14 protein-coding genes are annotated in these 14,848 nt (G+C 68.2%); 8 read left to right on the forward strand and 6 right to left on the reverse strand.

Going from position 1 to position 14,848, the window contains the following annotated elements:
• Together QZV84_RS04455 and QZV84_RS04460 are read right to left on the reverse strand one after the other, a co-directional pair.
• A partial coding sequence (locus tag QZV84_RS04455) for a DUF6264 family protein (RefSeq protein ID WP_292825886.1) occupies positions 1–545 on the reverse strand: 545 nt, incomplete at its 3' end.
• A 101-nt stretch (positions 546–646) separates the two neighbouring features.
• Positions 647–1,687 (reverse strand): 4-hydroxy-3-methylbut-2-enyl diphosphate reductase, encoded by a 1,041-nt coding sequence (locus QZV84_RS04460; RefSeq protein WP_292825950.1) that lies wholly within the window; start codon positions 1,685–1,687, stop codon positions 647–649.
• 118 nt (positions 1,688–1,805) lie between these two features.
• On the opposite strand from QZV84_RS04460, the gene xseA reads away from it, so the two are divergent.
• Genes xseA through QZV84_RS04495 form a run of 7 tightly spaced genes read left to right on the forward strand, consistent with a single transcriptional unit; the run spans position 1,806 to position 8,314 of the window.
• On the forward strand, positions 1,806–3,119 hold the full coding sequence (gene xseA / locus QZV84_RS04465) for an exodeoxyribonuclease VII large subunit (RefSeq protein ID WP_292825889.1): 1,314 nt from the start codon (positions 1,806–1,808) through the stop codon (positions 3,117–3,119).
• 9 nt (positions 3,120–3,128) lie between these two features.
• Positions 3,129–3,368, forward strand: a complete 240-nt coding sequence (locus tag QZV84_RS04470) for an exodeoxyribonuclease VII small subunit (RefSeq protein WP_292825892.1) — start codon at positions 3,129–3,131, stop codon at positions 3,366–3,368.
• Complete coding sequence (locus tag QZV84_RS04475; protein ID WP_292825895.1) at positions 3,368–4,024, forward strand: DUF4245 family protein; 657 nt, start codon at positions 3,368–3,370, stop codon at positions 4,022–4,024. The genes QZV84_RS04470 and QZV84_RS04475 overlap by 1 nt, the downstream gene beginning before the upstream one ends.
• Before the next feature lie 32 nt (positions 4,025–4,056).
• A complete protein-coding gene (locus tag QZV84_RS04480) occupies positions 4,057–4,671 on the forward strand; it encodes a carbonic anhydrase (RefSeq protein WP_292825953.1) in 615 nt (204 codons plus the stop codon).
• A 34-nt stretch (positions 4,672–4,705) separates the two neighbouring features.
• The gene (locus QZV84_RS04485) at positions 4,706–6,100 is read left to right on the forward strand and encodes a class II fumarate hydratase (RefSeq protein ID WP_292825898.1); all 1,395 of its coding nucleotides are present in this window, start codon (positions 4,706–4,708) and stop codon (positions 6,098–6,100) included.
• Positions 6,101–6,146: 46 nt separating this feature from the next.
• Positions 6,147–7,661, forward strand: a complete 1,515-nt coding sequence (locus tag QZV84_RS04490; protein ID WP_292825902.1) for a HAMP domain-containing sensor histidine kinase — start codon at positions 6,147–6,149, stop codon at positions 7,659–7,661.
• Positions 7,658–8,314: a response regulator transcription factor gene (locus QZV84_RS04495; RefSeq protein WP_292825905.1), complete on the forward strand. Its 657-nt coding sequence runs from the start codon at positions 7,658–7,660 to the stop codon at positions 8,312–8,314. Before QZV84_RS04490 ends, QZV84_RS04495 begins: the two co-directional genes overlap by 4 nt.
• A gap of 868 nt (positions 8,315–9,182) precedes the next feature.
• Here QZV84_RS04495 and QZV84_RS04500 read toward each other — a convergent pair.
• The 3 genes from QZV84_RS04500 to QZV84_RS04510 all read right to left on the reverse strand — a co-directional run bounded on the left by QZV84_RS04500 (position 9,183) and on the right by QZV84_RS04510 (position 12,707).
• Positions 9,183–10,469, reverse strand: a complete 1,287-nt coding sequence (locus QZV84_RS04500) for a PhoH family protein (protein ID WP_292825956.1) — start codon at positions 10,467–10,469, stop codon at positions 9,183–9,185.
• A 261-nt stretch (positions 10,470–10,730) separates the two neighbouring features.
• Entirely contained in the window at positions 10,731–11,849 is a 1,119-nt protein-coding gene (locus tag QZV84_RS04505) for an aminotransferase class V-fold PLP-dependent enzyme (RefSeq protein WP_292825908.1), read from the reverse strand.
• Positions 11,850–11,927: 78 nt separating this feature from the next.
• Positions 11,928–12,707: an isoprenyl transferase gene (locus QZV84_RS04510; protein ID WP_292825910.1), complete on the reverse strand. Its 780-nt coding sequence runs from the start codon at positions 12,705–12,707 to the stop codon at positions 11,928–11,930.
• Between the two features lie 119 nt (positions 12,708–12,826).
• Here QZV84_RS04510 and QZV84_RS04515 point away from each other — a divergent pair, with 119 nt between their 5' ends.
• Entirely contained in the window at positions 12,827–13,516 is a 690-nt protein-coding gene (locus QZV84_RS04515) for a hemolysin III family protein (protein ID WP_292825960.1), read from the forward strand.
• Between the two features lie 91 nt (positions 13,517–13,607).
• On the opposite strand, the gene QZV84_RS04520 is transcribed toward QZV84_RS04515, so the two are convergent.
• Positions 13,608–14,834, reverse strand: a complete 1,227-nt coding sequence (locus tag QZV84_RS04520) for an acetyl-CoA C-acetyltransferase (RefSeq protein WP_292825913.1) — start codon at positions 14,832–14,834, stop codon at positions 13,608–13,610.
• Positions 14,835–14,848: the final 14 nt, after the last annotated feature.

Raw genomic sequence — 14,848 nt, forward strand, 5'->3', positions numbered from 1 at the left:
GCGTTCCAGAGCGTCGTGTCCGACACGATCGGCACCATGAGCAGCACGCCGGTGACGAAGGTGAAGACGAAGCCGGAAAGCAGCGGAATCCACCAGGTCACCCGGCCCCGCGCGAGAGAGCGCCAAGAGAGGTACGCGGTCAGCAGCCAGCCGATCGCGAGGATCAGCGCAGCGGCGATCCCCCACGGCCGGCCGGCGGTCGGATCCGCGAGTTCACCGTCGATACCGACAAGACCGAGCACGGTCGTCACATAGGACTGGTAGTCGATCATGCTCGGGATGCTGGTCACCACGTTCACGAGGCCGTAGACCAGCAGCGCGATCGTCGCGACCCGATCGACGAGTCGTCCGCGCGGGATCGGTCCCGCCGCGGGCCCGGCCGGAGGCGTCTTCGTCGCCAATGAGGGCGAGTCGGCCGGCACGGCTCCGTTGAGGGCGTCGGGATCGCGTCCCGCCTCCAGCAGCCGGCTCTGGTCGGGCTGCTTGATGCGGGCGCGCTGCTCCTCGGGGGTCGCGTACTCGCCATATTGCGGCCTGGGTCGCAATTCATCGGCACCGTGCGGCCTGGGTCGCAATTCATCGGCACCGTGCGGCCTGGGTCGCAATTCATCGGCACCGTGCGGCCTGGGTCGATCTGAAGGCTCGCTCATGCTGTGGCCCGTCCGCCGAGCGCCCGATCGTCTCGCCGGCCCTCGGCATCCTGTCTCAGTTCCTTCGGCAGCGAGAACATCAGATCCTCCTGCGCGGTCTTGACTTCTTCGACGTCGCGGTAGCCGGCGCCGAACAGATCGGCGAGCACTTCCTGCACGAGCACTTCGGGCACTGAGGCGCCGCTGGTCACACCGACCGTCTCGACGCCGTCGAGCCATTCCTGTCTGACCTCATCGGCGTAGTCGACGCGGTATGCGGCCTTCGCCCCGTACTCGAGAGCCACCTCGACGAGGCGCACGCTGTTGGACGAGTTCGCCGAGCCCACCACGATCACCAGATCGGCATCCTTCGCGACCTTCTTGATCGCCACCTGCCGGTTCTGGGTCGCATAGCAGATGTCGTCGGAGGGCGGGTCCTGCAGCTGCGGGAAGCGCTCGCGCAGCCGGCGCACCGTCTCCATGGTCTCGTCGACCGACAGGGTGGTCTGCGACAGCCAGACGACCTTGGACGGGTCGCGCACCTCGACGTTGTCGGCGTGTTCGGGAGAGTTCACGATCGTGACGTGCGCGGGCGCCTCGCCCGCGGTGCCCTCGATCTCTTCGTGGCCCTCGTGGCCGATCAGCAGGATCTCGAAGTCGTCGCGTGCGAAGCGGACGGCCTCGCGGTGCACCTTGGTCACCAGCGGGCACGTCGCATCGATCGCCTGCAGATGACGATCGGATGCCGCCGCCACGACCGCCGGCGAGACGCCATGGGCGCTGAAGACGACGTGCGCGCCTTCGGGCACTTCGTCGACCTCGTCGACGAAGACGGCTCCGGCCGCTTCGAGTTCGGTCACCACATGGATGTTGTGCACGATCTGCTTGCGCACGTAGACCGGCGCACCGAAGCGCTCGAGCGCCTTCTCGACCGCGATCACCGCACGGTCCACGCCCGCGCAGTAGCCCCGCGGTGCGGCCAGCAGGACCTTCTTCTGTCCGGAGACGGGGATATCCTGGAGGCGCTCGCGCCGCCGCGGAATGCGGGGAACGGGCATACGGACGGCCGATGTGCTCACACCCCGAGTCTACGGGGGCGGTCTGTGCACAGGCCGTGCAGTCCACGGCCCGCGGATTGTGCGGGTGCGCCCAGAACACCCGACTCGGAAGGACCGCATGACCTCGTTCCAGGCGGATCCCGTGCCCGGCCAGCCCCCGCCGGCCGACTCGGTGCGCCCGCGCGAGTCGACCTCCGACGCACCGACCTCCGTGGCCCGACTCAATGACACGATCCGTGGCTTCATCGAGACATGGGGCTCCGTGTGGGTCGAGGGCGAGATCACCTCGTGGAACGTGCGGACGGGCAACGTGTTCGGCCGGCTGAAGGACCTCTCCACCGACGCCACGATCTCGTTCCGCATCTGGTCGAGCACGCGCCAGCGGCTTCCGGCCGACCTCACCGTAGGCGACCACGTCATCGCATCCGTCAAGGCGGACTACTTCGTCAGATCCGGCGACTTCAGCTTCTCGGTCTCCGCGATGCGGCACGTCGGACTGGGCGACCAGCTCGAGAGGCTCGAGCGGCTGCGCGCGAAGCTTCGCGCCGAAGGGCTCTTCGACCCGGCGCGCAAGAGACCGCTCCCCTTTCTCCCGAATGTCATCGGTCTCATCACGGGCGAGAAGTCCGATGCCGAGAAAGATGTGCGGCACAACGCCGAGCTGCGCTGGCCGCACGTGCGCTTCCGCATGGCCTACGCCGCCGTGCAGGGCGACCGGTGCGTTCCGGAGACCATCGGGGCGCTGAAAGCACTGGATGCCGACCCCTCGGTCGAGGTCATCGTGATCGCACGCGGCGGCGGCGACCCGCAGCACCTGCTGGGATTCAGCGACGAGCGGCTGCTGCGGGCCGTGGCCACCGCATCCACCCCCGTCGTGAGCGCGATCGGTCACGAGAACGACCATCCGCTGCTGGATGAGGTCGCCGACCTGCGCGCGTCGACGCCGACCGACGCCGCGAAGCGGGTCGTGCCCGACGTCGTGGAGCAGCGCGCGGTGGTCGCCCAGCTGCGCTCGCGCCTCACGATGCGGCTCTTCCAGCGCGTGAGCCATGACATCGCGCAGCTGGAGCAGCTGAGGTCCCGGCCGGTGCTGCGCACTCCCGAGACGATGATCGATGCGCGCTCGCAGCAGCAGTGGCTGCTCGTCGCCCGCGGGCGTGACGTCGTGGATCGCCGGCTGGAGTCGCAGGCGCGTCGGGCGGCAGAGCTGCGGGCCGCGCTGCGCACACTCTCGCCGGCGTCCACCCTCGCCCGGGGGTACGCGATCGCCCACCTCACCGATGGCGTGATCGTGCGGGATGCCGTGCAGGCCGTCGAGGGAGCGGCGGTGCTCGTCACGGTGGGCCGCGGCTCGTTCGCCGCGCGCTCGGAGGGCGAGGTCGCCGAGAGCGCGCGTCCGACGCCCGCGAGTGGGCCTGCTCAGCCAACCTAAGATGGAGTCATGAGCGTATCGAGCGAAGGCGTCGCCGACGTCGCTGGCCTCTCGTTCGAGCAGGCCCGCGACGAATTGGTGCGCGTGGTGGCCGAACTCGAGCAGGGCGCCCCGACCCTCGAGCACTCGCTCGCCCTGTGGGAGCGCGGTGAGGCCCTCGCGACCCGCTGCGAGGAGTGGCTGTTGGGCGCCAAGCGTCGCCTGGAGGCCGCGCGGGTCACGCCCGCCGCCGAGAGCGCGGACGCGTGATGGCGCAGAACCCGCGAGTGGTCGCCGAACTCGGCCGGCCCGAGACCCCTGACGAGACCGCCTCCCGCAAGGCGGAGTCCTCGCGCATCTACCGCGCGAGTCAGAACACCCGCAATCTGATCGCCGCTCTTCTGGTGACGCTCGCCGTGGTCGCGGTCATCATCCTCGCGGTACCCCGCGGCGAGCCCCCCCAGACGGCGCCGATCGACGTCGCCGCGGTTGCGCAATCGATCGAGAGTGCCGAGGGACGCACGGTGCTCGTGCCCGGCGTGCCCGACGCATGGCGCGTCAACCGGGCTTCGATCGAGGGTGACTCCACCGCCGCCTGGACGATCGTCTACGTGCCCGACGAGACCACGGGCTTCCTCCGCTTCGCACAGGGGTTCGACGCCGATCCGGCCTGGACCACGCGGGCGCTCAGCGGCGCCTCGGTCAGCGGCACCGTCATGATCGGCGGCGTCGAGTGGCAGACCTACGACATCCCCGATCCGGTTCGGGCGGGAAACATCTCGGCGGCCCTGAGCACCCAGGCCGGCAGCGACATCGTCCTGATCTACGGCTCCACCGACGACGCCACGCTCGAACTTGCCGCGGCAGCCGTCGCCGACCAGATCATCGCCCTGCGCGAGGAAGCACCCGCCGAGGGCACGCCGTGACCGCACCGACTCCGCTGAAGGCGTGGCAGGAGATGCAGCGCGGCAACGCGCGGTTCGTCGCGGGAAAGCCTCGCCACCCGCGACAGGATGTTGAGCGCCGCGCGGAACTCGCCCTCGGGCAGCGCCCCCGAGCGGCCCTCTTCGGCTGCTCCGACTCGCGGCTCTCGGCCGAGATCATCTTCGACAAGGGCCTCGGCGATCTGTTCGTGGTCCGCAACGCCGGACAGGTCATCTCCGACTCGGTCGTCGGCAGCCTCGAGTACGCCGTCGCCGTGCTGGGAGTGCCGCTCATCATCGTGCTCGGCCATGACGCCTGCGGCGCGGTGGATGCCGCGATCCGCTCCGTCGACGCCGACTCCCCGGCCCTGCCACCCCACATCTGGCGGCAGATCGCCCCCATCGTTCCCGCCGTGCGCCGTGTGCAGCGCGAGACGACGGTGGATGGCACTCTGCCTGACGAGATCGATGCCGACCTCGTCGGCCGGGAGCACCTGCGCGACACTGTCGCCGACCTGCTGCACTCGTCCGAGCTGATCAGCGAGGCCGTCGCCGACGGCACGCTCGCGATCGTGGGCGCCAATTACCGGCTGGCCGAAGGCACCGCCGTGGCCGACATCATCCTGGGCGTTGTGGCCGACGACGCCTGAGCAGACACTTTCCGATCTCTGGAGGAACGACGACGTGACCGACATCGAGTACCGCATCGAACACGACACCATGGGTGAAGTGCTCGTGCCACGGGATGCGCTGTACGCCGCGCAGACCCAGCGGGCGGTGGAGAACTTCCCGATCTCGGGCGATGTGCTCGACCCGGCGCAGATCGTCGCCCTCGCGCGCCTCAAGAAGGCCGCGGCCGTGGCGAACAAGGAGCTCGGCACGCTCACGCCGCCGATTGCCGATGCGATCGCCCGCGCAGCAGACCGCATCATCGCGGGCGAATATGCGGACCAGTTCCCGATCGACGTCTACCAGACCGGCAGCGGCACATCTTCGAACATGAACATGAACGAGGTGCTCGCGACGCTCGCCTCGCGCGACCTCGGATCGCTCGTGCACCCGAACGATCACGTGAACGCGTCGCAGTCCTCCAACGACGTCTTCCCGACCTCCGTGCACATCGCCGTCACGCAGGAGCTCATCGACGACCTGATCCCCGCGCTCGATCACCTCGCCGTCGCCTTCGAGCGCAAGGCCGACGTGTGGAAGAACGTCGTGAAGTCGGGACGCACCCACCTCATGGATGCCACTCCGGTCACCCTCGGCCAGGAGTTCGGCGGCTACGCCCGTCAGATGCGCCTGGGCGTCGAGCGCGTGCAGGCGGCGCTGCCTCGCGTCGCCGAGGTTCCCCTCGGCGGCACCGCGGTGGGCACCGGCATCAACACTCCGCTCGGCTTTCCGCAGAAGGTGATCGAGTTGATCGTCTCGGACACCGAGCTGCCCATCACCGAGGCGAAGGATCACTTCGAGGCCCAGGCCAACCGCGACGGCCTGGTCGAGGCATCCGGCGCCCTTCGCACGATCGCCGTCTCGCTCACCAAGATCAACAACGACCTGCGCTGGATGGGCTCCGGTCCCAACACCGGCCTCGGCGAGATCCACATCCCCGACCTGCAGCCCGGCTCGTCGATCATGCCCGGCAAGGTCAACCCGGTCGTACCCGAGGCCACATTGATGGTCTGCGCACGGGTCATCGGCAACGACGCGACCGTCGCGTGGGCCGGCGCGTCCGGCTCGTTCGAGCTCAACGTGGCGATTCCGGTCATGGGCACCGCGATTCTCGAGTCGATCCGCCTCCTGGCGAACACGATGCGCATCCTCGCCGACAAGACGATCGACGGACTCGAGGCCAACGTCGAGCGCGCAGCCGCCTACGCCGGCATGTCGCCGTCGATCGTCACCCCGCTGAACAAGCTCATCGGCTACGAAGCGGCCGCCAAGATCGCCAAGCACTCCGTCGCCAAGGGCATCACCGTCCGCGAAGCGGTGATCGACCTCGGCTACGTGGAGCGCGGTGACATCACCCTCGCGCAGCTGGACGAGAAGCTCGACCTGCTGTCGATGACGCACCCGGGCTGACAGGCCCGGGAGTCCGCGGATGTCGCTCCGGCGCGATAATCGGGAGGTGACCCGACCGTCCCGCCCGCTCTCGGCGCGCGCCCGTATCCTCGGCGCGATCCTCACCGTGACGTGCATCGGGCTGGCGATCGTGGGCAGTGTGACCTTCCTGGTTCAGCGCGAGCGCGTGCTCACCGGAGTCAACGACCGTCTGCTCGCGCAGGTCGAACGGCTGATCACGGTTGCCGGCGCGGACGACGGAGCGGCGGACGGCGCGGGCTCGGGCGCCACGACAGCGAGCGAGGATCTGCGCATCGACGACTTCGCGTCAGTCGAGGACTACCTGTACAGCGCGGTCGCGCGCCTCGTCCCGGCGCGCAACGAGGCGGCCGTGGCGATCATCGACGGCCGGGCCCGCTACCAGCCGGCCACGCTGTCGGACTTCGACATCTCCGGCAACCAGCAGCTCATCGACCGGGCGATCGCCGACACCGCCGACGGCCAGACCAAGATCGGCACGGCGGTGACCGATCAGGGTTCGCTGAAGTACATCGCGATCCCGGTGTCGATGCCGGGCGATCCGCAGACCGGGATCTACGTGCGCGCGATCGACCTCGGCGCCGAGCTCGCCCCGGTGACGGCCGCGATGGCGACGTACTCGATTGCGGCGATCGTGATGCTGGGCGCGATCGGATTCGTCGGCTGGTTCGTCGCCGGCCGCCTGCTCTCGCCGCTGCGCGACCTGCGCGCCGCCGCGGACGCCATCACGCTCGATGACATGTCATCGCGCCTCTCGCCGCAGGGCAACGACGATATCTCAGATCTGACACGCACGGTCAACTCCATGCTCGATCGTCTCGAGGGCTCTGTCGACGTGCAGCGACAGCTGCTGGACGATGTGCGCCATGAGCTCAAGACCCCGATCACGATCGTGCGTGGGCACCTCGAGCTGATGGACCCGGCCGACCCGCACGATGTCGCGACCACGCGCGAGATCGGCATGGCCGAGCTGGACCGATTGACCCGGCTCGTGGACGACATCGACCTGCTCGCGACGGTGGAAGGAGACGGCTTCACGATGACCGACGTCGACCTCGCCGCGCTCACCGCCCGCATCGGCGAGCTCGTCGCGGTGATCCCCGGCCACGTGTGGAGTGTCGAATCGTTCGCCGAAGGCCGCATCGAGGGCGATCCGGACCGGCTGCTGCAGGCCTGGCTGCAGCTGGCCGACAACGCCGCGAAGTACACACCGGAGGGCGGTCCCATTCAGCTGGGCAGCCGGCTGGACGCATCGGGGGCACAGCTGTGGGTCGCCGACCATGGCCCCGGCATCCCGCCCGCCTCCCGACATCGCATCTTCCGTCGCTTCGACCGCGCCCACCTCAAGCGATCGGTGGGCGGGTCGGGGCTGGGCCTGGCGATCGTCGACGCGATCGCCAAGGGCCACGGCGGCCAGTGCGTCGTGACGGACACCTCCGGCGGCGGCGCGACGTTCACGATCCACCTGCCACCGCCGACCGCGGTGCTGCCCGCTCCGGTCCGCGCGGGCGACGTCGTCCTCCAGCGAGAGGCCGCCGGATGACGACGATCCTGCTCGTCGAAGACGAACCGCGGATCGCCGCGTTCGTCAGCCGGGGTCTCGAATCCGCCGGATACACCACCGTCATCGTCGACGACGGTGCTGAGGGCCTGCTGCGCGCCCTCGCAGGCGACATCGATCTGGTGCTGCTCGACGTCGGTCTGCCCACGCTCGACGGCTTCGACGTGCTCCGCCAGCTCCGGGCGCACGGTTCGTCGGTGCCCGTGATCATGCTGACCGCGCGCTCGAGTACCCGAGATACCGTCGAGGGGCTGGATGCGGGAGCCAACGACTACGTGGCGAAGCCGTTCACGTTCGAAGAGCTGCTGGCCAGGGTGCGCTCCCGCCTTCGCGAGAGCGCTACGGCCGCCGGGGTCTCGGTCGCGCACGGCGACGTCGTGCTCGACGTCCTGGGCCGACGCGCGACAGTGGACGGGCGCGAGGTTGAGCTGTCCGCGCGCGAGTTCGCGCTCGCGGAGCAGTTCCTGCGCAACCCCGGCCGCGTGCTCAGCCGTGAGCAGCTGCTCAGCCGCGTCTGGGGCATGGATTTCGACCCGGGTTCGAACGTCGTCGATGTGTACGTCCGGTATCTGCGCGGCAAGCTCGGCGTGCACCACATCATCACCGTCCGCGGCGCAGGCTACCGGTGGGAGTGACGGCGCCGGCGTGACCTCAGGAAGAAGCCCCCGGCGTGGGGGAACACCGGGGGCTGGGAGAGGCCGGACTTCGGGGTTGCCGGCCAAGGCAATCGCGTCAGCCTGGGGGGACTCGCGATTGCTCTCTCTTCGTACCGGACGACGAACCAGATAGGTCGCGTCCGGACGTTGTGCCCGTCTCAGCGGGAAGCGGTGGGGCGATGCGGTTACCCGCCGCGGATTCGTCTGAGCCCAGGTGCGATTCAGGGGCATCTTTCGCACCCTTCTCAGCGACGTTGGCTTCAAGTCGGGTGATCCAGGCGTCGACGCGCGCGGGCTGCCACCCTTGCTGCTGCGCCCAGGCATACGCGGCATCCAGCGAACCCGACTCCTCGATCTGGGCGATGAGCTGGTCTTCGGACGCAGCTGAGGGCTCACCGACGGAGGGATGCGCACCCAGAGACGAGGCGATGTCTTCCGGCGCCGGTGCCGGAACCGTCTCGGGCAGGTCAGCGTAGGTCCGCGCGGCGGGTCCTACAGCAGATGTCGGGGGGCTCGGCACGACCGATGGCGTCGCCGCGGCGGCCGGAACGATCACCGATCGGGCACCCGCGGGAGCCCCGGCGGAATCGGCCAGCGCGACCGAGGTCGTCATTGCGACGGCGCAGACGACGGCGACGCTCGCCGCGAAAGTGGCCACGCCACCGATCGCGAGACGCGTTCGACCCTCCACGCAGTTCCTCCGTTTCCGGGCACAGAAAAAGCACCTCGACCATGGTGACAGAACAGCATGGTGCAGAAGCGGAGATTCGCATGAGACTCTTCTCATACGGGTGGGCCCGGATGCGGCATCCCGGCCCACCTGTATGAGATCACGTGGATTGGTCGCTCAGGCGAGCTCGCCCGCCTCGAGCAGATCGGTCACGAGCGCCGCGATCGCGGACCGCTCCGAGCGCACGAGCGTCACGTGTCCGAAGAGGTTGTGGCCCTTGAGCGTCTCGATCACGGATGCGACGCCGTCGTGCCGGCCGACCCGCAGGTTGTCCCGCTGGCCGACATCGTGGGTCAGGACCACCCTCGAGTTCTGGCCGATGCGGCTCAGCACGGTCAGCAGCACGTTGCGCTCGAGCGACTGGGCCTCGTCGACGATCACGAACGCGTCGTGCAGCGAGCGACCGCGGATGTGGGTGAGCGGCATCACTTCGAGCAGCCCGCGGGCGATGACCTCTTCGACCACGTTGCCGGTGACAACCGAGCCCAGAGTGTCGAACACCGCCTGGCCCCACGGGTTCATCTTCTCGCCCTGATCGCCGGGCAGGTAGCCGAGCTCCTGGCCGCCGACCGCGTACAGCGGGCGGAACACGATCACCTTGCGCTGCTGCTGCCTCTCGAGCACGGATTCAAGACCCGCGCACAGAGCCAGCGCGGACTTCCCCGTTCCCGCGCGGCCGCCGAGCGACACGATCCCGACTTCGGGATCCAGCAGCAGATCGATCGCGATCCGCTGCTCCGCGGAACGGCCGTGCAGCCCGAAGACCTCGCGGTCGCCGCGCACCAGCCGGTACTCGCCGTCGCCGGTGACCCGGCCCAGGGCCGAACCACGCTCCGAGTGGACGATCAGGCCGGTGTTCACCGGGAGTCCTCGCGCCTCCTCGCCCGTGGCGATCTCGGTCTCGTAGAGGTCGCTGATGTCGTCGCCGGAGACGTTGACGGTCGCGATGCCCGTCCAGCCGGAGTCGACGGCCTGTTCGGCGAGGTACTCCTCGGCGGTGATACCGAGGGATGCCGCCTTCACGCGCATCGGGAGGTCCTTGGAGACGACTCTGACTTCCTGACCGTCCTGCGTGAGGTGCATCGCGACGGCGAGGATGCGGCTGTCGTTGTCGCCCAGGCGCAGGCCCGAAGGCAGCACGCCGGAGTCCGTGTTGTTGAGTTCGACGCGCAGAGTGCCGCCCTCACCGACCGGAACCGGGAAGTCGAGCCTGCCATGCTCTATGCGCAGTTCATCGAGATGACGAAGTGCCTGCCGGGCGAAGTAGCCGATCTCGGGATCGTGGCGTTTGCCCTCGAGCTCGGTGATCACCACGACGGGGATCACGACGTTGTGCTCGGCGAAGCGGAAGAACGCCCGCGGATCGCTCAGCAGCACGGAGGTGTCGAGGACGTAGGTGCACAGTTCTTGAGACTGCTCGCCGACCTCGTCGAAGTCCTGATGGTGCTGCTGCTGTGGTGCTCGTGTGGTCACAACCCACTCCCGACCCGGGTGCCAACACCCGGCAGTCACGAGTCGACCGGTGGTCACGAGTCGCGATCCAGAAGGCCGACCCGACCGGGCGCCTTGCCCGATGTCTAGACGGTACGACCGGCGCACGTCGGTCACGTTACCGACACGCTGGGGGATGTTACGGGCGGGTGAATTCCCGGAATCCGGCGGAGGTCACCGCACCCGCGCGGACGAGAACGCGGCCAGCGCATCGCCGAACAGGCGCAGCGTGTCGGGGCTCGTTCCGACATGCGGGGCAACGCGTACGAGCCCGGCTCGCACGGTGACGGTGATCCCGTGGTTGGCCAGGGAAGCCGCAAGGGCGCCGGCATCCTGCGCAGCGGGCGCCAGAGTGACGATCCCCGCCCGCTGCCGCGGGTCGCGCGGGGTGAGCACCGGCACGTCGTAGCGGTCCGCGAAGGACATCACGTCGTGCGATCGCTGCGACAACTCGGCGTCGATGCGCTCTACCCCGACATCGCGCACGTCGCGCAGGGCGGTCGCCAGCCGCGCGACGGCGAGGTGGTCCGGTCGGCTGACCGAGAAGGCCTGCGCGGATGCCGCCGGCTGGGGCACGACATCGATCGGGAGGTCGCCGTCGGTACCTGCCCAGCCGGAGAGCACCGGCGCCAGGCGCTCCAGTGCGCGCTCACCGAACCACGCGAAACCCGTCCCCCGGCCAGCGCGGAGCCACTTGTAGCCGTTCGCGCAGACGACGTCGGCCGCCGCGTAGTCGGCACCGACGGCACCGAATCCCTGCATCGCGTCGACGATGAGCAGTCTGTCGCCGATGACGTCACGCAGGGCGGTCAGATCGGCGCGATAGCCCGTACGGAAGTCGACGAGGCTGACAGCGAGTGCGCGCGTGTCGTCGTCGATCGCTTCACGCACGACCTCAGGAGTGACGAAACCGTCTTCCGGCTCGAGCCACTGCAGGTCGATGGAGCCGAGAGCGTCCGCCGCGCGCGTGGCCGTGACCGTCAGACTCGGAAACTCTGCACGGGAGAGCATCAGCCCGCCGGCGAGACCGTACATGGCCTGCATGAGGCCATAGCTGGTGGAAGGCTGCAGCACGACTTCGTCGGCTTCTGCACCCAGCAACTCGGCCACGAGCTGTCGAGACTCGAGCACATGCTCGGCCACGAGGTCGATGCCGGTGCGCCGCCCCGAACCGAGAAGCTCGGCATCCGCATGCACTTCGCTGCGCACCGAGGGTGACAGGGGTCCGAACGCAGCCCAATCCAGGTATCCCGGCTCGCCGTCGAAGGATGCCAGAAATGTGTCCAGGTCCATCACCGTCACATTCTGGCACGGCCTCGGGCAGAGGGGGCGGGCGATGCGGATGCGGGCATCTTGGGTCTCGTCTTGCCCTCAGCTGCCGTAGCGCCGGTCGCGCGTCGTGTAGTCGCGGATCGCCCGAAGGAAGTCAACCTCGCGCAGGTCGGGTCCGAGCGCCTCGACGAAGTAAAATTCGCTGTGCGCGGACTGCCACAGCAGGAAGTCGCTCAGTCGCTGCTCCCCCGAGGTGCGGATCACCAGGTCGGGATCGGGCTGCCCGCCCGTGTAAAGGTGCTCGCCGATCTGCTCGGGTGTGAGGCTCGCGGCAAGCTCTTCCAGTGAGCCGCCCTCCTCGTCGTGCTTGGCGATGATGCTGCGCACGGCATCGACGATCTCGCCGCGACCGCCATAGCCGACCGCGAGGTTCACATGCAGACCCCGGTGATCCTGCGTCCGGCGCTCCGCGTCGGCGAGCACGCGGGCGAGGTCGGAAGGCAGAAGGTGGGCGCGACCCATGTGGTGTACCCGCCAATCGCGCTCGTGTGAGAGCTCGTCGGCGAGTTCAGCGATGATGTCGATGAGATCGGCGAGCTCCTGCGAGTCGCGCTTGCGGAGATTGTCGTTCGAGAGCAGATAGAGAGAGACGACCTTCACGCCGACGTCGTCGCACCACTCGAGGAACTCGCGCATCTTCGCCGCGCCTGCGCGGTGACCGTGCGCTGCGGAATCGTAGCCGAGCTGGCGCGCCCATCGCCGGTTGCCGTCGATCATCATTGCGACATGGCGCGGCACCGCGGCGGGCTCGATCTGACGGCGAAGGCGATTGATATACAGCCGATAGAGAGGCCCTCTGCCCTCGCTCGACGCAGTCACACGCCTACGCTACCGCCGGGTCCGCCGCGCGCGTGCCCCGGGCGGCATACTGCGATGCGTAAGCTCGTGGCGTGGCCGGCAGCACGGGATCAGACGAGTTCGCGGACGGCAGCGCCGAAATGCCGCAGCTTCCGCTCCTGGACGCTGCGGAACTCGACGCGATGATCGAACTGCGCCCCACATGGCGAGGATGGATCCACGCGGCGACATTCCCGATCGCACTCGCCGCCGGCATCGTCCTGATCGTGCTCGCCCAGGGTACCGCCGCGAAATGGGCGTGCGCCGTATTCATGGCGGCGTCCCTGCTGCTGTTCGGCAATTCGGCGCTGTACCACCGCTTCGACTGGGGTCCGAAGACCCGCGCGGTGCTCAAGCGGATCGACCATGCCAACATCCTGCTGCTGATCGCGGGCACCTACACCCCGATCGCGGTGCTGGCGCTTCCCACTGACAAGGCGATCATCCTGCTCTCGCTCGTCTGGGGCGGCACGATCCTCGGAATCCTCTTCCGCGTGTTCTGGATCGACGCGCCGCGGTGGCTGTACGTCGCGCTGTACCTCGTCCTCGGGTGGGCCGCGGTGATGTACATGATCGACCTTTTCCAGGCGAACACCGCGATGATGATCCTCGTGATCGTCGGCGGCGTGCTCTATACGCTCGGAGCGGTCGTATACGCCCTCAAGCGACCGAACCCTTGGCCGGACCATTTCGGCTTCCACGAGATCTTCCACGTCTGCACGGTCCTGGCCTTCCTCTGCCACTGGACCGCGTGCCTGCTGATCGCACTGAACCCCGCGTTCCACGGCTGACGCGACACGCAACTAGGCACCCTCTTTTCAGCCCGCCATAGCCGTGCGCTGCGAAACGACCGCGCTCATGCCATCAGCACAACGCCCCCGCTCAGGAGAGGCGCTCGATGACCATGGCCATCCCCATGCCGCCGGCCACGCACATCGACTCGACGCCGAATTGCTTGTCGTGCCACTGCAGCGAGTTGATCAGGGTCGTCGTGATCCGCGCCCCGGTCATGCCGAACGGATGCCCGACGGCGATTGCACCGCCGTTGACGTTGAGTTTGTCGATCGGGATGCCGAGGCGCTGAGCTGAACCGAGAGCCTGCACGGCGAATGCCTCATTGATCTCGAACAGGTCGATGTCCTCGAGCGACAATCCCGCATTGCGCAGCGCGGCGGGGATCGCCTCAACTGGTGCCAACCCCATGATCTCCGGCGACATAGCGGTCACTGACGTGGATACGATCCGCGCGAGGGGAGTCAGGCCGAGCTCCTTCGCCTTGACATCGCTCATCACGACCAGTGCCGCTGCCCCGTCGTTGAGCGCACAGGCGTTTGCCGCCGTCACGGTGCCATCGGGACGGAACACCGGCTGCAGTTGGCTGACGCCTTCCATGGTGACACCGGGCCGGGGTCCATCGTCCTGGGAGACGACCGTGCCATCGGGGAGAGTCGTCGGAGTGATTTCGCGAGCCCAGAAACCGGAGGCGATCTGCGCTTCTGCGAGGTTCTGACTGCGGACCGCGAAGACGTCCTGCTCTTCGCGGGACATCCCCAGCAGTTGCTGCACATTCTCGGCCGTCTGTCCCATGGCGATGTACGCATCGGGAAGCTCGCCATCCTCGCGCGGGTCCCGCCACATCGCGGCTCCCGCCGCGCTGCGAGCCTGGGTGCGCGATTGGGCTTTGGCGAATATCGGATTGGCGAGGTCCTGCCCCGGAATGAAGTCGGATGTTCCTTTGAAGAACCGGCTCACCGTCTCTACGCCTGCGGAAACGTAGGCGTCGCCCTCACCCGCGCGGATGGCGTGGAAGGCCATTCGCGTGGTCTGAAGAGACGAAGCGCAGTACCGCGTCACCGTGGTTCCGGGAAGGTGATCGTAGCCGAGCATCACGGCCACAGTTCGCCCGAGGTTCGATCCCTGCTCCCCACCGGGCAAACCGCACCCGAGCATCAGATCCGTGATGTCCGTCGGGTCCAACTCCGGGACCTTGTCCAACGCGGCGCGAACCATCTGGGTTGCGAGGTCATCGGGACGCATCTCCTTAAGAGACCCCTTGTTGGCGCGTCCGATGGGTGAACGGGCTGTCGAAACGATTACTGCCTCGGGCATTTCTCACACCTGAT

This window comes from Microbacterium sp., assembly GCF_011620715.1.
GTDB lineage: Bacteria > Actinomycetota > Actinomycetes > Actinomycetales > Microbacteriaceae > Microbacterium.

Bases quoted from the DNA above. Each gene is read 5' to 3' on its own strand.
- QZV84_RS04460 (WP_292825950.1), bottom strand. From the start codon at position 1,687: ATGCCCGTTCCCCGCATTCCGCGGCGGCGCGAGCGCCTCCAGGATATC.
- xseA (WP_292825889.1), top strand. From the start codon at position 1,806: ATGACCTCGTTCCAGGCGGATCCCGTGCCCGGCCAGCCCCCGCCGGCC.
- QZV84_RS04470 (WP_292825892.1), top strand. From the start codon at position 3,129: ATGAGCGTATCGAGCGAAGGCGTCGCCGACGTCGCTGGCCTCTCGTTC.
- QZV84_RS04475 (WP_292825895.1), top strand. From the start codon at position 3,368: ATGGCGCAGAACCCGCGAGTGGTCGCCGAACTCGGCCGGCCCGAGACC.
- QZV84_RS04480 (WP_292825953.1), top strand. From the start codon at position 4,057: ATGCAGCGCGGCAACGCGCGGTTCGTCGCGGGAAAGCCTCGCCACCCG.
- QZV84_RS04495 (WP_292825905.1), top strand. From the start codon at position 7,658: ATGACGACGATCCTGCTCGTCGAAGACGAACCGCGGATCGCCGCGTTC.
- QZV84_RS04505 (WP_292825908.1), bottom strand. From the start codon at position 11,849: ATGGACCTGGACACATTTCTGGCATCCTTCGACGGCGAGCCGGGATAC.
- QZV84_RS04515 (WP_292825960.1), top strand. From the start codon at position 12,827: ATGCCGCAGCTTCCGCTCCTGGACGCTGCGGAACTCGACGCGATGATC.
- QZV84_RS04520 (WP_292825913.1), bottom strand. From the start codon at position 14,834: ATGCCCGAGGCAGTAATCGTTTCGACAGCCCGTTCACCCATCGGACGC.